This is a genomic window from Bradyrhizobium sp. DOA1 (assembly GCF_001593325.1).
In the GTDB taxonomy this organism is placed as follows: Bacteria; Pseudomonadota; Alphaproteobacteria; order Rhizobiales; family Xanthobacteraceae; genus Bradyrhizobium.
Genome location: NZ_JXJM01000001.1, coordinates 1,248,070 through 1,269,573, shown reverse-complemented (window position 1 = coordinate 1,269,573; position 21,504 = coordinate 1,248,070). Strand labels below are relative to the sequence as shown.

The 21,504-nt window shown below is 56.7% G+C and carries 18 protein-coding genes and 2 pseudogenes; 7 read left to right on the top strand and 13 right to left on the bottom strand.

What is annotated here, in order from left to right:
• Nucleotides 1–24 precede the first annotated feature (24 nt).
• The 4 genes from SE91_RS05900 to SE91_RS05880 all read right to left on the bottom strand — a co-directional run bounded on the left by SE91_RS05900 (nucleotide 25) and on the right by SE91_RS05880 (nucleotide 3,605).
• On the bottom strand, nucleotides 25–303 hold the full coding sequence (locus SE91_RS05900) for a hypothetical protein (protein ID WP_008561304.1): 279 nt from the start codon (nucleotides 301–303) through the stop codon (nucleotides 25–27).
• Nucleotides 304–1,451: 1,148 nt separating this feature from the next.
• Nucleotides 1,452–1,802, bottom strand: a complete 351-nt coding sequence (locus SE91_RS05890) for a hypothetical protein (RefSeq protein WP_156489480.1) — start codon at nucleotides 1,800–1,802, stop codon at nucleotides 1,452–1,454.
• Complete coding sequence (locus SE91_RS05885) at nucleotides 1,789–2,736, bottom strand: hypothetical protein (RefSeq protein ID WP_061846910.1); 948 nt, start codon at nucleotides 2,734–2,736, stop codon at nucleotides 1,789–1,791. The genes SE91_RS05890 and SE91_RS05885 overlap by 14 nt, the downstream gene beginning before the upstream one ends.
• A gap of 41 nt (nucleotides 2,737–2,777) precedes the next feature.
• Nucleotides 2,778–3,605: a hypothetical protein gene (locus tag SE91_RS05880; protein ID WP_061846909.1), complete on the bottom strand. Its 828-nt coding sequence runs from the start codon at nucleotides 3,603–3,605 to the stop codon at nucleotides 2,778–2,780.
• Nucleotides 3,606–4,366: 761 nt separating this feature from the next.
• Here SE91_RS05880 and SE91_RS36020 point away from each other — a divergent pair.
• Complete coding sequence (locus SE91_RS36020) at nucleotides 4,367–4,756, top strand: hypothetical protein (protein WP_156489479.1); 390 nt, start codon at nucleotides 4,367–4,369, stop codon at nucleotides 4,754–4,756.
• Between the two features lie 555 nt (nucleotides 4,757–5,311).
• On the opposite strand, the gene SE91_RS05875 is transcribed toward SE91_RS36020, so the two are convergent.
• The 3 genes from SE91_RS05875 to SE91_RS05865 form a co-directional block, all read right to left on the bottom strand.
• Entirely contained in the window at nucleotides 5,312–5,521 is a 210-nt protein-coding gene (locus tag SE91_RS05875) for a hypothetical protein (protein ID WP_061846908.1), read from the bottom strand.
• A gap of 1,007 nt (nucleotides 5,522–6,528) precedes the next feature.
• Nucleotides 6,529–7,308 carry a methanethiol S-methyltransferase gene (gene mddA / locus SE91_RS05870; RefSeq protein ID WP_061850999.1) on the bottom strand — a complete coding sequence of 260 codons (780 nt, stop codon included), beginning with the start codon at nucleotides 7,306–7,308 and terminating at the stop codon, nucleotides 6,529–6,531.
• A gap of 42 nt (nucleotides 7,309–7,350) precedes the next feature.
• On the bottom strand, nucleotides 7,351–7,671 hold the full coding sequence (locus SE91_RS05865; protein WP_156489478.1) for a hypothetical protein: 321 nt from the start codon (nucleotides 7,669–7,671) through the stop codon (nucleotides 7,351–7,353).
• A 137-nt stretch (nucleotides 7,672–7,808) separates the two neighbouring features.
• Between SE91_RS05865 and SE91_RS05860 the strand changes: the two genes are divergently transcribed.
• The 3 genes and pseudogenes from SE91_RS05860 (at nucleotide 7,809) to SE91_RS37995 (ending at nucleotide 11,641) form a co-directional block, all read left to right on the top strand.
• The gene (locus SE91_RS05860; protein WP_156489477.1) at nucleotides 7,809–9,452 is read left to right on the top strand and encodes a winged helix-turn-helix domain-containing tetratricopeptide repeat protein; all 1,644 of its coding nucleotides are present in this window, start codon (nucleotides 7,809–7,811) and stop codon (nucleotides 9,450–9,452) included.
• Between the two features lie 760 nt (nucleotides 9,453–10,212).
• A pseudogene (locus SE91_RS05855) lies at nucleotides 10,213–11,057 on the top strand (metal-dependent phosphohydrolase).
• Between the two features lie 449 nt (nucleotides 11,058–11,506).
• A complete protein-coding gene (locus tag SE91_RS37995) occupies nucleotides 11,507–11,641 on the top strand; it encodes a hypothetical protein (protein ID WP_283806220.1) in 135 nt (44 codons plus the stop codon).
• Nucleotides 11,642–12,062: 421 nt separating this feature from the next.
• Here SE91_RS37995 and SE91_RS38220 read toward each other — a convergent pair.
• Both SE91_RS38220 and SE91_RS35080 read right to left on the bottom strand, forming a co-directional pair.
• Nucleotides 12,063–12,325 (bottom strand): annotated as a pseudogene (locus SE91_RS38220) (IS5/IS1182 family transposase); the annotation flags it as partial.
• Nucleotides 12,326–12,671: 346 nt separating this feature from the next.
• Nucleotides 12,672–12,896, bottom strand: coding sequence for a helix-turn-helix domain-containing protein (locus SE91_RS35080; RefSeq protein WP_349541329.1), 225 nt, complete (start codon nucleotides 12,894–12,896; stop codon nucleotides 12,672–12,674).
• A 105-nt stretch (nucleotides 12,897–13,001) separates the two neighbouring features.
• On the opposite strand from SE91_RS35080, the gene SE91_RS05850 reads away from it, so the two are divergent.
• Both SE91_RS05850 and SE91_RS35075 read left to right on the top strand, forming a co-directional pair.
• A complete protein-coding gene (locus SE91_RS05850) occupies nucleotides 13,002–13,826 on the top strand; it encodes a YqaJ viral recombinase family protein (RefSeq protein WP_156489476.1) in 825 nt (274 codons plus the stop codon).
• A complete protein-coding gene (locus SE91_RS35075) occupies nucleotides 13,810–15,135 on the top strand; it encodes an ERF family protein (protein WP_245318355.1) in 1,326 nt (441 codons plus the stop codon). Before SE91_RS05850 ends, SE91_RS35075 begins: the two co-directional genes overlap by 17 nt.
• 520 nt (nucleotides 15,136–15,655) lie before the next feature.
• On the opposite strand, the gene SE91_RS36010 is transcribed toward SE91_RS35075, so the two are convergent.
• Together SE91_RS36010 and SE91_RS36005 are read right to left on the bottom strand one after the other, a co-directional pair.
• Nucleotides 15,656–15,823, bottom strand: a complete 168-nt coding sequence (locus SE91_RS36010) for a hypothetical protein (protein WP_156489475.1) — start codon at nucleotides 15,821–15,823, stop codon at nucleotides 15,656–15,658.
• Nucleotides 15,824–16,692: 869 nt separating this feature from the next.
• On the bottom strand, nucleotides 16,693–16,902 hold the full coding sequence (locus SE91_RS36005) for a hypothetical protein (protein WP_156489474.1): 210 nt from the start codon (nucleotides 16,900–16,902) through the stop codon (nucleotides 16,693–16,695).
• Nucleotides 16,903–17,284: 382 nt separating this feature from the next.
• Between SE91_RS36005 and gmd the strand changes: the two genes are divergently transcribed.
• Nucleotides 17,285–18,376 (top strand): GDP-mannose 4,6-dehydratase, encoded by a 1,092-nt coding sequence (gmd, locus tag SE91_RS05830; RefSeq protein ID WP_061846902.1) that lies wholly within the window; start codon nucleotides 17,285–17,287, stop codon nucleotides 18,374–18,376.
• A gap of 216 nt (nucleotides 18,377–18,592) precedes the next feature.
• On the opposite strand, the gene SE91_RS05825 is transcribed toward gmd, so the two are convergent.
• Nucleotides 18,593–19,534: a GDP-L-fucose synthase family protein gene (locus SE91_RS05825; RefSeq protein WP_061846901.1), complete on the bottom strand. Its 942-nt coding sequence runs from the start codon at nucleotides 19,532–19,534 to the stop codon at nucleotides 18,593–18,595.
• A gap of 640 nt (nucleotides 19,535–20,174) precedes the next feature.
• Nucleotides 20,175–21,504, bottom strand: a 1,330-nt coding sequence (locus SE91_RS36925) for an Ig-like domain-containing protein (RefSeq protein ID WP_245318347.1), incomplete at its 5' end; no start/stop codon positions are given.

The window sequence follows — 21,504 nt, the reverse complement described above, 5'->3', positions numbered from 1 at the left end:
GGACGTCCGCGTTCTTTCCCGCGGCTAGTTCAGCAGAGGCGGCTTTTCCGGTCGCGCACGCGTCTGCGCCATCCAGTCGCTCCAGGCGCGTTCGTGCTTGATGTAGAGTTCCACCCAACGTTCGCCATGCCTGGCCTGACGGATGCGCGCCGCCTCGCCAAGCAAGTCGGCACCGGGGCGCGTGTCCGACTTGTCCAACGCTTCGAACTCGATGGTTTCCGAGATCGTCAGACCGACGAGCACGCGCTGTCCGGCGCCATCCACGATATAACGTCGCGGAGCGTCGTTCTTGGGCTCATTCATGTCGTCATGCCCCGTCATTGCGGTGTGAAGCTGGGCGCCGGCAGCGAATTGGACGATATCTAAAAGGCTCGCCGTGCGTGGCCGAATGTCGAGGTGGGATGAGGCCTCTGCCGTGAGGCGCCATAGGACGCGTTCGCATCTCTTCGTTGAACACGCCAAGCGCGCAAAGCGTATCCGAGGATGAGGCCAGTGCCGAAGATGAAAGCGGAGACAAACGCAGAAGTCATAGGTGTCGCCCTGGATAGTCCTGTGCTCATCAAGAGCGAGCAGTGTGTCGACATCATGATTCTCGATGACTCCTCGGCGCCGAAAAATTGTTCAAGATCCGATCTTGTGTGTTCAAGCAGCGCGCGTGCCAGGCCTGCCGCCCCCTGCCACGTTCGGTCTGGATCGCCGGCGATCACCGAGAACTCTTTATATGGCGACCACACTCTCTAAGAGAGGCACTCTTATAAGAGAGCTGCCTCTGCGACCCGACGACTTCTGGTGGTCGGGCAGACCGGCGCGCACCTGCAACGAGGATTTCGGGCGGATCGGTCGACCGATGCCCTTGCAACCGTCAGGCAGCCGTCGCATTATTTCGCATCGCATTTCAGAGGGATTCAATCCAATGACCTTCCGCGCCCTTATTCCATCCATTGCCGTGGCCGCCCTTGGCCTCACCGTGACGGCGTCCGTCGCCCCGGCCGCTGAGCTCGCCGTTGCTCCGGCACATCGTGCGGCCGCCGTCCAAGGCGGATACGTCTTTTGGGATCCGGTTTACCCGCCCGCGATCTATGGCCCCCAGCTTCGCCCCGTCCAGGAAGTCGCAGCCATGAAGGCACAGGCACGGCCCGTGTCTCAACGCTGGTGGGGGTATTGGTACGCCTGGTAAGCGCGGGCAGCGCCTGGCTGAGCGCAACCTGACGTCCCAACGACCGCCGCCGTTCCGGGATAACCGGCCGGCGGCTTTGTTTTGAGCTGCGAACAAAGCACAACAGCAGAGCTAACGATTCAGACGTAGGACGACCGGCCCGCTGCGAGCGCGGCTCGACACTGTCATCACCCGCTTGAAGCATCCTTCACCACACATTGCGCAGAACGAACCCAATCTTTAAGTAAGGACCTTGATGTATCTGAAATCCCAGCGAAATTCGCAGCAGGCGAGCTCATTCAACGATATTTTTCAGTTTCGATCGGGCGCGCTCGAGATAGCGATCGAGCGCGGCGAGTCTTTTTAAGTCTTCAAAAACCGAATCCGACGATTGGGATGCTATCAATTCGTTGACTGAGCATGCCAGCTTGAAGCGCTCGTCCTCGATTTGCACGATGCGATCCCAAATTTCCGTCACTGAGGTCGAGGATTTCTGATCCCAGTTTTTGTTTTGCTCCGGCTCCTTCGCCGCAAGCCCATGGCGAAGCGCATTCATCCGAGAACGCATTTTGCCTTGCTGCGTACGCGGCCCGGTGCTCCGGGCCGCGTTACGTCGATTTGCTGCAATCTGCTTACGCGTCGCCACCCTCAGCCGCCTCCTTGGATTCCTCGCGCAAGCGCTCTTGCCGCTCCAGTTCCTTGTCTTCCCGCATCTCGTTGCGGAAGTTACGCAACGCGGCCGCGCTGAGCGGCAAACGCTGATCGGGGGAGCGGGCTGCATAGGAGCGCTCAAGCTCCTTAAGGGCCTGATCGCGTTCCTTAATGGCCGACTTGCGCATACCCTCAACCTTTTGCAACGAAGGAAGGGCGAGCTGGAACGCCTGAGTGTCGACAGCATCATCGCCAAAGCCGCCACGCACCAGTTTTGCGCTGAACTCCTTGCAATGATCAGGATCGGCAAAGTAATCCATCGCGACTTCCTTCGCCAGGCGATCGTAGTCGTCCTTTTCCTTCCTGCAGGATGGCACAACGGCGTGCAGCTTCTTATCCAAGACTTCCACCGCCTCACGGCGATTGATATTCACAATTTCGGCGATCAGGCTGTTGAACCACATCAGGCGGGCAATCGCCATCGTGGCATTGAACACGGTGAGAAACTCCAAGTCAGACTTGGGACGGTGCGGCTCCTTGCTCCCCGCGACGGAGTCGAAGAGGGCACGGAAGAGATCCGCAGTCATGCCAGGCGGCAAGTTCGGCTTGTCCAACATCTTCTTGATGAAGTCGGGCATGTAGTTGCGGGTCTCTTCGTCCTCCTGAAGGGACTCGGAGATATCTTCAATGCGTTCCTCTTGCTCCTCCTCAGCTTTGCCCTCTCCCTCTGCTTCTTGTTCCTGTTCCTCCTCGGGCTGGCTCATGAGAGGAGCTTGCACAGCTGAGGCGGCGCTCGCTTCGCCATCAACAGAACTCGCGCGAGCCTGCTCAATCGGGTTCGCTTGGAGCCCACTCGACGATTCGTGGTGAATCTCGGCTGATTTCGCTGCCGTCCCGGCAGCAGGGTCTGGCGCTGGTTCGGTGAACATAGATTGCTCCTTAGTTGTAGGAGCCAATCACGCTAGAGAGCTCAGTCGAAAAGATCAGCATCGAAGTCGTGGGAATAATCGGGTGTGGATGGTGGACGCGAAGCGATTCGCGCAGCGACATGCGCTTGGGCAGCACGCACAATGGATTCAGTCGTGATCGGCGCCAAGCGCCGCTCGCGCAAGAAGTCGCGTAGCGGCGGGAGAATCAACTCCAAGAAGTCGTGGAAGTCCCCCGCTTCGGCGTAGGAAGGTTTACCGTCTCGGCAATCGACAACGATCGGCTTCCGCGTTATCGCCTTTTCGCTCTTCAGAAAAACGGGAACGAGTTGTCTAGCGAGCTCCTCATGTGCAGGGTGCTGAGGACGCCCCGGTGATCGTTTTCGCTGGATGCGCTCCTGAGCGCGACCTGCCGCTGCTGCAATGGCTTCACCGCCGGGAGTGACCGGGCCATAAGGAGCGGCGATTTGTTCGTCGCCCCAAATGTCCAGGCTGAACGTGCCAGGCGGCTCCGAGCCTCGTTGATGGTCTTGGGCCAGCTCCCAAACAACGGCAGCTGGAAGGTCACCTTGATGGAAAAGGTCAGGCTTCCTTCGCACTTTACCCAGTGTCGATACGAGAGCGCCAGGTCCTATTTCTTCGCTCCGGACGGCGGCCAGTGCCAACGCCGAGACCACAGGGAGAAGCTCGGCTTCCTCCTCGTCAGAAAGCGCCACTTCTTCGGGGGCGGATTCGATATCTCGCTCCTTATAGAAGTTAAACAACGTCAGGACCTGACGCGCGACAGGATCCAAACCTTTGCGCATAAGCGTCCACACCTCGACAAAGGGCAGGCATGTCTCTTTAAGTTGTGCTTTGTGATACGTCGGCATCGCCAGCTCTCGCGGAGCGAATCGCAAAGCGCCAATTTAACACCTTTCGCCAACATAAATGATGCGGCCGGCAACGCAATCCACAGGGGTTTTGCGACCAGCTCTCCTTCTCCGAACCAACCTTGCTCGCGTCGCAAGCCTTACCCTCGGCCCGAGTTTACACGCCGCTATCAATATTGATGTTTAGCAGCTCGCCTCTGGGTTTCTTTATGACGAAGGGTGCCTGCTACAAGTGCGACAGATGCAGCATCCTCGCGGCGAACCTCGAATGTGGTTTCATTCCACGCGACAGGGATTTCGTATCAGATGACGTCGAGTAGCTAGCACGGCGTATCGACGCGTGGGCTGTCGAACCTTTAACCAACACTGCAGCCGACGATTTCAGCAAAGACGCGGGCGAACTCCGCGATGTTGTATGGCGTCAGAGTAAGATTATCAGGTGCACGCAGCCATCGTCATGCCTTAGCGCACCCGTGCTCAGATCAGTTCTTCGCGCTTACGAGCTCCGCCTAATGGAAGCATCCTATGAAGCCCTTAAAGACATCGCTCCCCTCGAGTCGAGTAATTGTCGGCCAAGTCAATTTACGAGAAGCCACCTCCCGCACAGATGTGTGGCCTCGTCTCGCGTGAACACCCCACTAGAAACAGCCCGATCATCACCCTCAAATTTTGCCAGCAATTCTGGAAATCACTTCGCTGGCCACCATATTATATGGGCAACGTCAGCAACAGCGTTTCCTCAACTGATTCTTCGTGAAGCAATGACAGATCCGGCTTTTGACTCTGAAGAACGAATCTCACACTGCGCGAAACAATACGCGTGCTTGGTCGCGGCATTTCAATACGCGGATGCCGAGTTCAAGCAGCGTTTCCGTGTGCAAATGGATGACCTTCTCGACCAAGGAGGCCAACTAGCTCGACTGGTGAAAAGAAAAAGGCAACGTCAATTGCCTGGAGATATTTTGAGCTCAGTTGTAGGGCGGAGGGACATCAAACGCACCATCAATGCGTCCGAAGCTGAAGCCATACGAAGCTATTATTCGACCCCCTCAATCTACCATCTCGCCGTTCTGTCGGGAGATGAAATGGCCGGATTGGCGGATTGCATGGAGGGGTGGGCGCGTCTAAGCAGCTCGACTGCCGTTCTATGATAGAGTTGCTCGGGTGGTCCGATGGCATGCGGAGCTTGGTCGAGGTAGTCGGCACCAACTATACACCCTTGCCGTTGCCGGAAGGCACCAAGCCTCCCCTGTTCAAATTCCTCGCGAGCAAGGTGCTTAGAGGATAGCCATGCGGGCCGTGTCCAGAGGAACGTAAGTTAAGTACGTCAGCACTCCGGATGTCCGTTCACCCATCAACAGCGCACAATCAGTATACATCGATGAAGGTCGCCGATGGGCCGACCTCCGAAGTTCACTAGCCCCGTCAGGATGGTGGATGCCATCGACCTCGGATGAGGCGTCGAAGTGAATTGAACGCTCGATTGAGCGTGGATGATGGCTTGCCGAGCCGGGGCGGCATGACGACCACAACCAAAAGGACATTCAGCAGCAGCCGGCTGCCGAGGGCCAGCAAAAGGCCTTCATCAAATTCGGGGCCGACTGGCGATGAAATGATTGCGTGCCAAGAATGCATCTATCGAAACCCAGCTGGCCCGCCAGTTCAAGCACAACCTTCGGTCAAGGTGCGGCCCGTCCAACTGCCGTCTATTCACGTCCAGGCAGCGTCTGGTCAGCTGGGGGACGGTCAAAGCCCTGGAAGCCGACGAAAAGCAACCCGCACATGATCGCAATGATGAAAGCAGAGCCGAGAACAAGGAGCAGCGCAGCCTTCCAACCAGCCAAGCCCTGTTTCTGAAGCCGAACTGCGTACAGGATCAGCGCGATGAATAGGATAGGCCCAATGAGGAGGACCATGGCCAATCCGAAACTGTCGGCAGGCAACTAACGGCGCGGTGAACACCTTCGCTTGGTTCGCGAGCGGCCTTCTAGGGCGAAGCCAACCATCCGTCGAGAAACGGCTCCGGCCGATGCGGGATGGAGTCGAGACGTCGAGCGGAGGCGTCGCTCCGCTTTTTCGACCCGATCTCGAAGATCCTCTAGTTCTGAGAGCTGACAGGTGAGTTCATTCAACCGTTGGGCAAAAAGAATTGCGCGAGCGCTTCGCATGAATGCCCCCCCACAGTACGAAAAAATAACAATCAGAATAGTTTCGGAAAAAAGCTCCACCGGGAATATGTGGAAACTACTACAGGGCGGTTCGAAAGACAACCAGAGCTTGCTTACACGAAACTTACTGTTCTCCGCTCCCTCGGGGACCGGGGTCGATTCTCTCAGGACTGCGTGCGCTGCTGCATGAATTGAAGATGGAGTCTCAATCTCGCCCTGTTTAGGAAATGGCTCTTGCGTCTTGCGGCCTAGGAAGGTCTCGGGAAGCGGCAGCTTCAGCATGTGAAGGCTGTCGCGAAACGCGCCCAGGTTTCGCTCTTAGAGGCCCTGGCAATCGTGGCGGCAGGGCCGCGGTCGGTCTTATGAGCGCCCTGCCAGGGCTCTATGGCGTAACCGTCAACAATCTGCTTGTCGCGATGGCGTGCATCGAGTTCATCTGTACAGACGGGATCGATCCTGCCCGTCCCGATCGACGATATAGGCTTTGTACTTGCACCTTACAGTCTGATCTGTGCCGCCGTCCCGGTGAACATTTTAGAGCGCTTGAAAGGGTTGTAGACCGCCAACCACTGCCTCAGGGCGCTACTCGCCACGTTCGTCTACAGACACGAAGTACAGTACGCCGCGTCGCTTCTTGTTCTGCTGCTGCAATGCAGGTGCGACCACCGAAGCAGTCGATGAGAGATACACGGATCGCTGGGTTAATGCTGAACGGCCCGCCGATATGCGGGCCGTTCGCGTACGATATCAGTTGATCAAAAGATGCCGGGGAGCAGCATTGCGACTCGATCGCGATACTTGCGGTACTCGTCTCCGAAGAAGGCGACCAAATCCCTCTCTTCCAGCCAAATTCCGACAAAGATGTAGCCTGTGGTGACCGAGGCGAAGAGGAAGTGGCCGACCGTCATCAACGGCGTGGACCAGAAGGCGATGATGAAGCCGAGATAGATCGGATGCCGAACCAAACGGTAGAGTCCCGGCGTCTTGAACTTGATGGGTTGGGCAACCCGCCCCAAGAACTGCGTGATCACCTGGGTCAATCCAAACAGCTCGAAATGGCTGATAAGGAACGTGCTGTACAGCACGATGATCCAGCCGATCGCGCCTCCTGCTGAGAGGGCGCCGGCGAAGACAGGGCCATCGATTTTCCACAATACGCTGGATAGCGGTTGCCACTGCCAGAACAGCAAGATCAAGCTAAGACTCGCGAACAAGACGAAGGTGCTGCGCTCGACGGCCGGAGCAAAGAAACGCGCGAAGAACGACTTGAAAGCACGTCTTGCCATCCCGCTATGCTGCACGGCGAAGATCGACATCAGCGCGAGATTGATTACCAAGGCCGTGCTCCACGGCGCGTTCGTGCCGTCGTCGATTGTCTTTGGCACCAGGACCCCCGAAACGAAGCCGATCGCGTAGATGAAGGTGCCGAGAAAAACGGCATACGAGAGCATGCCGTAGACAAGGGCGAGCAATCGTGCCGCGCGGGTCGGAGTAGCCTGAACGGAATTCTGGTCGGAATGCAAAGTCATTGTCATGTCAATCTCCATCGCTTCCAAAATCTTCGGTATACGTGCGCTTCAAACCCGTCGGTTGCTGTCGAGCCGCGCTGCCGCCCAAGCGATCAGCTGGTCGAGAGGACTGTAGGGAGTTGATCTTCCGAAGAGTTGCGAGTTCTCGGCAGGTCGCTGCTGCTCGCTCAGCGCAACCTTCACATGTTCGGCGATTGCGGCCGCAATCGCCTCGTTTGTCACCCGCCTTAGCCGCGCGGCCACGATCAGAACGCGGCGTGACAGGGAGAGCTTTCCCCCGAAACGGGAGGCAAGGAAAGACGAGGCAAGTCTGTCTGGTCGCTTCACGCTGTGCGAGAGACGGATGTGAAGCTGAGGTAGGACGGTCATATGGCTTCTCCTGTTGAACGCCATTTCACCGATCTGTAGATTGCGCTTGTCCGGACTGCTTGGCGGACTCCTTAAGGAAACTCCTGTTTTTCCTTTACAAGAGGCCGTTCGTCCGCTTGGTACTATGGACGCTGGTAATGAAATACCGTTTTGCCGACTTCGAAATTGATCTTGGCCTGCATGAACTGCGCCGGCGCGGCTCGCCCGTTCATGCCGAACCGCAGGTTTTCGACCTAATCGTTCATCTGCTGCGAAACCACGATCGGGTCGTCAGCAAGGACGAGCTGATCGACAACATCTGGAACGGCCGGATCATCTCGGAAGCCGCGTTTTCGAGTCGCATAAACGGGGCTAGGCGCGTGCTCGGAGACAGCGGTACTGAACAACGCTTCATCAAGACCTTGCATCGCCGCGGCTTTCGCTTCATAGGCGAAGTCGAAGAAGTGCCGAGCTCGGACGCCGATGCCGTCGGGCTTGTGCCCGCCGAAGCCGTCGATCTGGAAAGTTCGCCGAATAATTCGGTCAAGGTCGAGATTTCTCGCCTGGATGACGTCGTTTCGGAAGCAGTCAAAGCAGAGGCGATCACCCGACCTTCGATTGCCGTGCTTCCGTTCGCGAACATTTCGATCGATCCCGAAAACGAATATTTCAGCTATGGGCTCACGGAAGACATCATCCGGCTGCTCGCCAGAAACCGATGGCTTTCCGTGATCTCCCGCCATTCCACGATTGGCTTCCTGGGCACCACCGTCGACGCTCGCGAAGTGGGCGCCCAACTTGGTGCGACCTACGTCATGTCGGGAAGCGTGCGGAAGAGCGACGGCTCGGTGCGTATCGCTGCGGAGCTCGCGAGAGCCGCGGACGGACAGCAGCTCTGGTCCGAAAAGTACGAATTTCAGCTGCTGAACATCTTCGACATTCAGGAGGAGATGGCACGACAGATTGCCGCCACGATAGAGCCCGAGCTGTCGAAAGTGGAACAGCAGTTGGCCGCTCGCAAGCCGCCGGAAAGCCTAGATGCTTGGGACTGCTACCAGCGCGGACTTTGGAATTTGTGGCGATTCACGACGCCGGGTTTCGACACCGCGGAAGAATATTTTCAGAGATCGATCGCCGCTGATCCAAACTTCGCGAGAGGACACGGCGCGCTCAGCTACGTGAATGTTCAACGTTCTCTCTACGATACGCCTGAAGCTAGGGGCCCTCGGTTGAAAACCGCTTTGCACCAAGCCCGAACCGCCCTATCTCTCGACGAACTCGATTGCTTCTGTCATTGCGCGCTGGGGCGCGCTCTATGCCTCACGCGGCAGAACGAGGAAGCGTTTGCCGCGATCGGCTTGTCGTTGGAGCTCAATCCCAGCTTCGCACAAGGCTATTTTGCGCAGGGCTTCAACCTCCTATGGTGCGGACGCGAGATCGAAGCGGAAACACTGCTGGACCAGGCCACGATCTTGAGTCCACGCGACAGCCACCTGTGGAGCTTCCACCACACTCGTTCATGGGCACATTTCTCGCTTGGAGAATATGACATCGCTGCGGAATTCGCCCGCAGAGCGACGCGCCAAGCGAACGCGACGTATCGAGCCTATGCGACCTTGGCCGCTTCGCTGGGACGCCTCGGTGACGAGGCGCAAGCGAGCGCCGCTTTGGCAGATTTGATGGATCGCAAGAGTGATTACACGACCAGAACCGCCGAAAGAGAGCTCTTTTTCTGTAAGGACGCCAGGTTCTTGACCAATTACACCGAAGGATTGCGATCGGCCGGCGTTCGCGAGAACTGATCGTTACGCAGTAGTTGCAGCCAGTGCACGCTCGGTTCTCCGATTGCGGGTAGGGCCGCATCCCGAGATGGCCGCACGCAGTGCCTCAATACGCCTAAAGCCAGATGCACAGTTGTCGTACCATCTGAGGCCCTCTGCGTCAGACCAATGCGACTTTGGGACCTTTGGAAAACGGCGCGAGCGTCCGGACCCCAAGGCGTCGCCAATGTGCCTCGATCATCTTGTCTGCTTTTTCGTCAAAAGGAGACACTTGGCCGGCTGCGCGACAATGTCCGCTCGGAAACAAATAGCAGACCACTCTTGCCATCCCAAATGACAATGTCACTTGGAACTTAGGACTTCTCCGGATCTTAAAATCGCAGCACACGCCACAGAGTAGCACGGCGGCCAAGATAGCTCGCTTCTCCGCCGACTTGTATTTGATCTGGATCAACGAAGGACGAATTGGGGAGACCAGTAACAATCCGTATGTTTGCCCGCAGACCCGCGGCATGCCTACTTGTATTACATTTGCAATCTCGCCAGAGAAGGCGGATTACTCGATGTCGGCCATTGGTGACGCGTAGATTTGGTCCTGGGTGCTAGATATTTGCGTTCAGCACGACGACCTCGGCGACGAAGATTTGAATTGGCTACTATCTCTCGCGACCAGAAAAGCTGCGCGCCAGGCAGCCGAAGTTGCGAAAGGCGATCGGAGCCCTCGAGCGGTCAGGCGATTTGAATAGGGCATTAGCTTAAGTCAATTGAGCGGGGGTTAGAAATGATCACCATTCCAGAGCTTCTAGCTCATAGCCTCTCGTCCTTTCTAACTGCGGATACGCGCGACCGGTTTGGAAGCTCACACAGCCGCTTGACGGAAGTCCTCCCGTTTGCGGCCCGGCTCGCTTTGGAATGCATAGGCAACAGCGACGCGCTCTACCATGATATTGAACATACGATGCTAGTGACCCAGGCGGGACACGATATCCTAATGGGACGAACCCTGGTGCGGGCGACGACGGCGGCGGACTACGCGAACTTCATCTTGGGCTGCCTGACCCATGACATTGGATATGTTCGTGGGATCGTCGAGGGAGATTCCGATGTTTCCTACGTCATCGACTCGACTGGTCGAACAATCAACCTACCACGGGGCGCGTCCGACGCCGCGCTAGCTCCCTATCATGTTGATCGATCGAAACTGTTCGTATTGGAGCGCTTTGATGGAATCGAAGACGTCGATGCCGCACGGATTGCCAGAGCTAAGAGTTTACGCGCGTTCCCTATGCGGCTTCTTCTAACGACGAATTGATCGAAGAAGAGGGCATGCTGTTGCGTGCTGCCGATCTCATCGGTCAGCTTGGAGACCCCAACTACCTCAGAAAATCGAACGCGCTATTCCATGAGTTTGAAGAGATCGGCTTAAACAAGAAGCTCGGATACGAAACGCCGGCCGATGTGGTTTACAAGTGTCCACAGTTCTACTGGAGCATAGTCGCGCCTCAAGTCCAAACGGCGATACGCTATCTAAATGTTACATCGAGCGGTCGCCTATGGATAGCGAACCTCTACAGCAATGTGTTCCGGGCAGAGCGTGAGCCCGGGTTGTCGGGCCCTCAGGTCTGAGCCGACGCTTTTGCCATTATCCTGCATCTCGTCCAGGAGTGCGGTCGCTGCGAACTCGCGCTGAATACCTGCTGCATTCGGTCGCTGACACCGGAACGTTGCTCTCGGACTTAGGGTCAAATGCCAAGAACTCAGGGTTCGCAGATCTAGTCAGCTCTGGCGTGATGCGCGGACACTCTCAAACGCTATTTTTGCGGATGGGAAGACAGGCGGCTCTAACGCAATCTTGACATCAAGGGGTGGAGAGAAGCTCAGCAGCCCCTTCCTTGCCTTCGTCCTTATTTGAGTCGGTCATCGCGCTGCGTCACCGCAGGTACAGCTTAACCGAAAAATTACGTCTTCTTGCCAGCCTTGGACCATTGCAGAAGTCGCAGCCGCGACTCGAAACTACATGTTGCACTCACTTCATAGCTGCTCGGTCGGCAGTCTCTTCTTTGGAGAAGTCTGCTATGTTCAAGGGCGTTCTCATTGCACTTTTGGCGCTGCTGTTTCTTGGACTTTGTGATCAGTACTGGTCAGGTGGCCGCAATAACGAAGCTGCCTTCGGGCTGGCAAGACAAATTAAGCAGTCCTTCGGTGTGTGATCCAGCACGCCTTCGGGCGCTCAAAATAAGCGAAGCAGACTCCCTTAGCCTGCTGAACAGACGGGAGTGCCCGGATTGCCGTTCAGAGGGGATGGCGGCTGGGTTGCGAATCGAAATCGCGGAGCACCTGACATGCCTCGCGTGTGACGCGCGGTTTTACGTTGCGCCGCGCCCTCCAGATGCCAAAGCATTCATCCGGCAATGAGCGTGGCAAACGATCGGCTTTGATCAAAGCCAGACCGTTGGTGAGCCGCGCGACAAGGTTCGCCACGGCCGATCTTGTTGCAAAAGTCGGCTGCAGCGGAATTGACCGTTGGGCCATTCGTTGAGAGCCGCGCTCTGAAGCGCTGGCCCTGACGTAGTTTACGCGACTTCGATGCTACGCGACGCACGGAGTCCGGGCGGGTGGCGGTCGCGCGGCCGAGAAGGTGCCATCATCCCGCTTCGACTTATCGAACAAAGGAATAGGTGGCGCGATGCCCTTGTCCTCGACCAGCCAGTTCAGCATCGGAGCCGCTCCGTAAGCGGTATCTCCGATATGCCGCTCTGGCTTGAAACCGAAGCACTCCTCGGTCCGTCGATTATGGTCTGTGCTGCGCCGACCTCCGCCCGGCGAACGGCGTGGGAAGCCTCGACATCAACGATGACGCCGAACTTCACATCGATGAGATAGTTGTTGGAGTAGCGAGCCCCGAGGCACTCCGTAGTGCAAGCGCGATGTTCGCGGGGTCATGGCCGCGTAAGAACGGCTTGGATGAGCGTCGGTCCGGGTTAGCGACAGCGCCCTGTCCCGGGAGCCGATTGGGCGCTCAATTGCTTGCTCCCCACGATGTTCATAACCCGCGTCATAAGGCAGGCTCAGAGGGTCATCGTCTGCAGCTACTCTTGGATGGGTTTTGGTGAGGAAGTGTGTCGCTCCCATGCGGGACTTCATCTTTCCCAATGGATGCTCGGCTGTCTACCCCCGCGGACGCTGCATGGAGAGAAAGCTTCTAAGCTATTTCGGGACCACACCTCAGCCGCGGGCCGATTAGCGTGAAGGTTTTTTTAGGCGGACGCCAGCGCCGCCACCGTTTTCGTCGATGAACACAACCCCCGACTCTTCGAAAGCAGAGCGCACGACTTGTAACGTCGACCGCCGAGGTTCGTGGGTACCAGCCTCAAGTTGGCGAATGGTAACTATTCCAACCTTTGCGCGATCAGCCAGCATCTGCTGGCTCCAGTCCAAGAGACCGCGGGCGGCTCGACATTGCATTGGCGAAATCATTTCAAAGCTCCTCAAACGAATATGTCGAAAAGCGATTGATTTGTCCAAAATGTACATTATAATCAGAACTGTCGTTTTTCGATGGAGAAGACAATGAAGCGCACCAATCCGGTTTGGACTTCACGTTCGGAATACATCGGTGGATCCGATGCCCGCATCATCATGGGAGATGATCAAGATAAGCTGCTCAGGCTCTGGCGCGAGAAGCGGGGCGAAGCCCTTCCAATCGACCTTAGCAACGACCTGATCGTGCAGTTGGGCAGGATCACTGAGGAACTTAACCGAACTTGGTACGAGCGCACGAGCGGTTACACAGTGGATGATGTGCAGCGGCAAGTTCGCCATCCCGTCCACAAATGGATGGGCGCAACGTTAGATGGCCGGGTGCAACAGACCGGAGCGGTGTACGAGGCCAAGTTCATGCTGCCGTGGAATTTTTCCGAGGAGGCGGCAGCCGAAAAGCATATGGCTCAGCTGCAGCATAACATGTGGGTGGTAGCGGCACGTTCAGCGGTGCTTTCCATTATCACTGGCGGCGGAAAGTGGGTGGAGATCGCGATCCACGCCGATCCCCTCTACCAGCATCTACTGCTGACCGCGGAGAAGAAATTCTGGCGCTGCGTGCAGACCGGGGAGCCGCCCGCCCTGTTTAACATTGAGACCCCGCGGCCGAGACTGGAGGCAGTTAGGATCGTCGACATGGTGACCTCCAATTCATGGGCTGAGCTGGCCGCATCTTATCTCCGTACACGAGAGGCCCATGGCGAGCATGAACTTGCAAAGGCCGAGCTGAAGAAGCTCGTTCCGGAGGATGCGAAGGAGGCTGTTGGCCACGGCATCAGAGCAAAGCGCTCGAAGTCAGGCGCGATAAGCTTCGAAGCTCAGGCGGTGGAGGGCCCCCATGCATCAGTCAAGTGAACGCATTGGTGCGATCGCAGCTGCATTGGCGAAGGCTCAGGCCGAACTCATCAATCCAGAGAAGACTCTTGAGGCAACCATCCGATCGCCATTTCCGCGAGAGGAAGACAGGACGTTTCGATATGCATCGCTAGCCTCCGGGCTGGACATCGTCCGCAAAGCGCTCAGCCAGCAGGAGATCGCCACTATCCAAACCACTCGGATCGAGCAGGTTACTGGACAGATCCACCTGACCACGCTACTTGCCCACGCCTCGGGGGAGTGGATCTCGTCCGACTTGCCGGTCTGTGCCAGCAAGGACGTCGAAGCGCCGCATCGGTTGGGAGCGGCTCTGACCTACGCTCGCCGGTATGCCCTCTTCGCTTTAGTCGGCATAGCCGGAGAAGACGATTTGGACGCGCCCGATGTCACGACAAGCACGCCAACTGCGACCGCGCCGCCGACCGCACCAGGATTGAAGGAAAAACTCTCGAAAGATGTTCCCAACCGTTCTCCGGTCTTGCCTCCTAAGGAATCCACCGAACTCCTGAATCGGCTCTTGCGTGAACTTGCTCTTCGACAGGGTAGCGAAGGGCTGCTTGCCTGGGCCAAGAGTAGCTTGCCTCTAAAGAATACGTTGGTCGAGGTGGACGCCCGCATTCTTGAGACCGCCTACCAAAAACGGTTCGAGGAAACCGCGCTTCCCGACATCAATTTAGATGACGAGAAGCCCGTGTCAGCGGTCCGAGGCACTCCAAGTGAGGAGTTCCCTTCAGAGACAGCCGGCGACTTTGATTCGCTCCCTAGCTCCTCATCCGGAGGGCAGGTCGAACTCGCGTTCCCAAAAGAGCCGTCTCCACGACGAAGCAAAGATCACCACGCCTTGTCAGCGGTCCAAGGCGCTCCAAGCGAGGAATCCCCTTCAGACATAGCCCGCGACATTCATTCGCCCCCTAACCCCGCATCCGGAGAGCAGATCGGACTCGCCTTCCCAAAAGAGCCGCCTCGACGGCGAAGCAAAGATCACCTCGCTTTCGTCCGCAGCCAAGGTTGTCTCGTCTGCCGGAAGACACCCGCAGATGCGCATCACCTGAAGTTCGCTCAACCACGCGCATTGGGACGAAAAGTCAGCGACGAATTCACTGTGCCGCTTTGCCGATCCCATCACCATTCCCTGCATCGGCACGGAAATGAAAAAGCTTGGTGGACCGATCTGCGAATCGCGCCATTGCCAATCGCCAAGGAGCTATGGGATGCCAGCCCCATCCATCTGGCCAACGTAGAGAGAGTTGCTGCACCGCCATCGCGTCCGATAGAAGCGCCAGGATAATAATGGTCCTGTCAACCTCACAAACCTGAGTCGGCGAGCGCCTCTCCGCCTCAGTTCGAGGGGTAGCGAATCTAGACCTCTACTGGCGCCCGCATCGGCAATTCGAGCTTCTACTGTTCTCGATATGGAAGCTCGTCTTTTGATCGTACGGCCTCAATCAACATGCGACCAGCATGGGATGCATGTTCAAGCGCGCCAGACCCTCTCACTGTTTGAATCATTCTGAGCGGAGCACACTTCCAACTTTCTCAGGACCTCCGGTTCACCTTCTCAGACCATCGCGCTTCTCCGCCACGTCACACATTCGGCAAGAATGCTACCTAAGAGCGAAACGGGAACGGGCAGCAGGTCCGATGAAAATCTTCGTTGCAACGATCGGTGTCTTGCTCGCAGTGCTCGTTGGGTGCGTGCTCGCGAGCAACATCTGGATCGAGTTGACGCGAAAGACGAGGCGGCAGAAGCGAATCGAGCAGAATCGATCTAGACGCGACAACGCTGGTCAAAGGTGACTGGATCACCTTCAGCGGGCCGAGCCCCTCGCCTTGTTGTTTTGACTGATGACGCTCGGCAAACCGCTAGCTTCCGGGGTCAGCTGTCCGTCGTTTTCGGCTTCAATCTCGCCATACACGACCCACCATGTATCGGAATAAGCATTGAGCGTCTTTCCGTTCGACATCAAGATATTCATCGTCTTGCGAGCGATTGGGGATCGTGACCGAACCACCCCAAGCAATGGAAGTCATCGTCGTGGGAGACGTACTCTCGCAGCCGGCGAGGATGAGCCCATGATCCCGAATGTTGTCGCAAGTTCCCGAGTCACCGTTTCACACCGACGAAAGCGGTACGACCAAAAAGGTTACGCGACCGGATTCCTAGAAAAGGCCAGCTAGCGGCTTGTCAACGCGGCGTCCAAGCTTCTTTCCGCCTTAGGCGGCGACAGCTCCTTCTTCCACTGATCACCCAGTTTAACCGCTGCCTCAGCAGGAGGATTTCCAAGTAGTCCTTCTCGAACTCTGGATGAGTGCGCAGGGCTTCAATTTGTTGGTCGTGTAGTTTGAGCAACGCGGCAATGTAAGTGCTTTGGGCTGGGCGCATGGCAATCAACACCCTGAAAAACGCAATGAGTAACAAAAAAGTAGTCTAACAAGGGGCTCCGAAAAATGCTAATGGCCCGAGCTTTCCGCTCCCAAGACTAGGACGATGTTGCCGTGTATGGCGCCGAAACGCAACCCCCAAAGCGGCACAGCCTCGCCCTGCGATGAGTTGTTTTGGAAGTGAGAGCGGTTCAGACCGACACCGCCGTCGCACCACGGTATGACTACTGTTTAATCACAGATACGAATAAAAGATGGGCGATATTCAACCGCGGCGCATGATCGTGGTAGATATACTTTTCAAGCGGCAAGCCGGTCAGTTCTCGCCAGCGGGTTCACCACGTTAAGATTTGATCAATGTGGAAAGTTCTCGGAGCGCTTAGCAATGTCCATTGAAAGCCCTTCCGTGCACGCTGCTCGGACACGTCGTGTTTGTCTCGTTCAAGTACTTCCATGATCGTTCTTAACCTTCGGGGTCGGCGAATCGGTGGTCGAGGAGTTGCTCGTTGTTTGCTCTGCTCGCGACGCTCTCAAGCTGCCGATCAAACAATTCAGCATCAAGGTCCGCGATGACATCTTCCAGTCTGGAGGCTTCGATGGGCATGCCCTCGGCACGGAGCTCATGTTCAAGTACGCAACTCCTTGCTGGATCATTCACCACAAATTCGCGCATAATCACACTCTCTGATTGTATCAAATGCAATTCTCGATCAAAGCGAGAAAGCAAGCTTATGAGCAGAAACTCATCTCGCGTCGCTTAGTGGTCCCTGGTACCCCTATATTCTATTCGTGAGCCTAGCAGTGAGGCCGCTAGTCGATGCGGCGCGTGGTTCGGAACGGATCCATAATGAAACAACTTGGATGCGGCTCCGAGCTTGGCAGTCCGGCCACTGTCAAAGACCGGACAGACTTAAGGTCACTGCGCCCTGCTGTCGCGGAACTTTGAGACTTCGATGGAGCCAGGTGCTGTTAATCTAAGCTTGATTTTCGCTCTGTTTCGCCCTCCCTGCCCGACGCAATTCAGTGTAAGCACAAATTTCCATTTTGGGACCAATATGACAAAGAAACGAGCTCTCATTACCGGCGTCACGGGCCAAGACGGCGCCTATTTGGCTGAACTGCTTCTGCAGAAGGGTTACGAAGTCCACGGCATCAAGCGCCGGACCTCCCTCTTCAACACCGATCGGATTGACCATCTGTATCTCGATCCGCATGAGCCCGATCCCCCTTTCCGGCTTCACTACGGCGATCTTACGGATTCCTCCAGTCTGATCCGGATCGTTGGTCAGGTGCAGCCGGACGAGATCTACAATCTCGCGGCGCAGAGCCACGTTGCCGTTTCTTTCGAGGAACCCGAATACACGGCGAATTCCGACGCCCTCGGCACCTTGCGCATCCTTGAGGCTATGCGCATTACCGGCCTGGAGAGGAAGGCGCGCTTCTATCAGGCCTCAACGTCTGAACTGTACGGATTGGTCCAGGAGATTCCCCAAAAGGAGACCACGCCCTTCTATCCCCGCTCACCGTATGCGGTCGCCAAGCTTTATGCCTATTGGATCACGGTAAACTACCGTGAGGCCTACGAGATGTACGCCTGCAACGGCATTCTCTTTAACCACGAATCTCCGGTCCGGGGCGAAACCTTCGTTACTCGAAAGATTACGCGTGCTTTGGCGCGCATCCATCTTGGTCTGCAGGAGCGGCTTTATCTGGGCAACCTGGACGCCCTGCGCGATTGGGGACACGCGCGTGACTATGTCGAAATGCAATGGTTGATGCTGCAGCAGGAAAAGCCGGAGGATTTCGTGATTGCTACGGGCGTGCAGCACTCTGTCCGAGATTTTGTCAACGTCGGCGCAAACGAAATCGGCATGACAATTCGATGGGAAGGAAGCGGCGTCGACGAAAAGGGATACGACGCGGCTACGGGAAAATGCGTTGTTTCGGTCGATCCGCGCTACTTCCGTCCCACCGAGGTCGCGACACTCCTCGGTGATCCATCAAAGGCCAAGCAGAAGCTCGGCTGGGAGCCCAAGACGTCGTTCGAAAGCCTCGTTCGAGAAATGATGAAGGAAGACCTCGAATCCGCCAAGCGCGACGAGATCATCAAGAAACACGGATTCCGCTACTTCGCCAGGCATGAATAGTCCAAGCCTCACTGATGCACGGAGATCTATAAGGCAAGCATGTTGGTGCGTTACGCGAGAGCTCTGTCAACACCAACGATAAGAGCTGCGAGCGAACTACTATCTCCGGCCGATATCGCCTGCGGGATTCGCGCGAGGTAATCCTGCGATTCCGCGCCATTCCATGCGACATGGACGAAGCCTACGGGCCGCTTCTGCAACTGAGCTTAGCAGGAGTTACCCAGCCGACAGATAGGCCCGGTAGGCGAGTTCGATCCCATCCTTGAGTGAAGTCTGGGCACGCCAGCCGAGCTTCTCCAGGCGGGTAACATCGAGCATTTTACGGGGCGTGCCGTCAGGGCGCGAATGATCGAACGTTACCTCTCCGCGATAGCCGACGATGGCGGCAACGATGCGCGCGAATTCGGCAATCGTGATGTCCTTCCCCACGCCAATGTTGACAAGCTCGGGACCTGAGAAAGTCTTCATCAGGTGCACGCAGGCATCTGCCATGTCATCCACGTAAAGGAATTCGCGACGCGGCGCGCCCGTGCCCCAGATCGTGACGTTTGTTGCGCCTGCCAACTTCGCCTCGTGGAAGCGGCGAATCAAGGCAGCAACGACGTGACTATATTCCGGATGATAATTGTCGCCGGGACCATAAAGGTTTGTCGGCATTACACTGATAAAGTCAGAACCGTACTGGCTGCGATAAGCTTCCACCATCTTAATCCCAGCGATCTTCGCAATTGCATAAGGCTCGTTGGTTGGCTCGAGGGGCCCCGTCAGCACCGAATCTTCACGCAAGGGTTGCGCAGCAAGCTTTGGATATATGCAGGACGAACCCAGGAACATCAGTTTTTCTGCACCATTAAGATGCGCCGCGTGAATCACGTTCGCCGCGATAGCGATGTTGTCGTAGATGTACTCAGCGCGCAGAGTATCATTGGCGACGATGCCACCGACCTTGGCTGCGGCAAGAAAGATCAACTGCGGCCGCACCTGAGCGAACCAGCGGAACACCATGGATTGGTCGCGTAAATCGACCTCGCTACGATCGACCGTAACGAGACGAACGTCCTCCCTCGCAAGCCGGCGCGTCAATGCCGCTCCCACCATGCCGTTGTGGCCAGCGACGTAGACGGTCTTACCCTTCAGTTCAAATGGAGCAGCGGCCATCGTGACCTCCCAGTTCGCCGTGGGAACCCTGGCCGCGCCTCCCCCGCAGACTGGTATTCGAACGAATGTTCCACACGGGACGTGATTTGGTATGGAAGAATGAGATCAGGTGTTCAGCAAGATCAGCGCCGTCCTGTCCCGCCAGCCGCGAGATTAAAGCGACCTGCTTTTGCATGCCATTCCTTGTTCAAACAATAGCGATCGCAGCATGAAATATTCAGCTGAGTGCACCGCGCCGAGCTAAGATATATCCCTTTTTGAATATGTCGGATGCTTCGGTCAACCCCCGGACCGCTGAAAAGGTAAACTCGAACGGTATCTGTCGGGGATTCTTTCCGCTATTTACCTCGTCGTCCAGACCTGTCAATTGCCAGTGATCCGCACGGCTAGCTCATCCAAGCCGTTCGTGTTCTCCCAGAGTGCAATCGAAGAACCGGCGAAATTGGCTTGGCCTCGATCACCGAGATCGCCATAGCTAAGACAGGGTGGTGCCAAGACGACGTTCACGAGAACTATCCGGCCGAATGGGTTCAAGGGCAAACGGGCGGACCAGAGCTATCGGCCATACAAACGGCCCTAAGCTCGCAACTTGTCGACGTGCATCTGGTTTCGATCATCCACGGCTCTCTAACGCGTCCTCCTAAACCAGGTGAAAATCGTAGCGGTGTAAGTCCGCGAGTTGCATTCCCTCGAGAATGATGGAGCCCTCGTGCGCCGTGATGACCACATGGTCGCCGCTTTGCACAGCGTTCGCCATGACTGCGCCGAAATCGCCAAAAGTCGATTGGTCGATTTGGATGACATCGTGGCTTGCACCAAGCGCCTGGAAGTTTCTGATCACGTTGTTTCCAAACTCGCCGTGGAAGACAAAGACATCGTTCTCCGCGGTGCCACTCATTACAGTGAGATCCGATCGTCCGGCGGACGAACTGCTCGGTGTCTGATGCCAATTTCCATCAAAAGATGTGGCGGCATCCGGGGTCGACACCACTGCACCAGTCATTTTCCAGTTCGTATCGAAGGACATGAGAGTAGTGGCGTTGCCCTCAACAGTAGTAATCTGCGCTCCGGTCATGACCCATTTTTCGTCGAAATAGAGGGTCTGCCTCGTCGAGCCATTGATCGTCGATATTTCCGCTCCAATTTGCTGCCACGCGGCATTGAACTGAACAGTCGTGGCGCTATTCGCATTCACCGTCGTCAATTCCGCACCAACTACGTGCCAGTCGGCGTCCAAATGTACGGTTTGAGATTGATTGCCACTCACAGTGGTGACATCGGCCTTTGTCCGGTGCCAAGCATCGTCGAAATACGTGGTTGTGGTACTTGCTCCATCAGATGCCCAAACCTCAGCGCCGAGCATGAACCCCTTCGAGTCGAGACGGATTGTCTTGGCGGTATTTCCCTCGAGAGTGACAAGTTCAGTCGACATCGCTTCACCATGGCCATTGACCTGACCGAGCGAAGTGACTGAACCGGACCAAGTTGAGTTCACCGTCAAATCGAACTCCGCAGACAAAGCGCTGTGGTTGCCGGCGGCATCAATCGCTTTGCTGGTAAATGCGTGAACGCCGTCGGCCAGGGTACCGGTAGCAAAACTCCAGGCACCGTTCGCATTCGCGGTCGAAGTCCCGATTTGCTTTGACCCGTCGAACACCTGGACTGTGGCTCCGGCCGCCGCCATTCCCGTCAGTGTGACGTGGTTGGCATTGGTGATACCGTCGCCCGCCACTCCGCTGTCCGGAGAGAACGACGCCACCGTCGGAGCCGAGGGCGCCACGGTGTCCACCGTCACGGTCAGCGCCTTGGACGCTGCGCTGACGTTGCCCGCCGCGTCCACCGCCTTGCTCGTGAAAGCATGGTTGCCATCAACCAGCGTGCTGGTAGCAAAACTCCAGGCGCCGTTCGCATTCGCGGTCGAAGTCCCGATTTGCTTCGCCCCGTCGAACACCTGGATCGTGGCTCCGGCC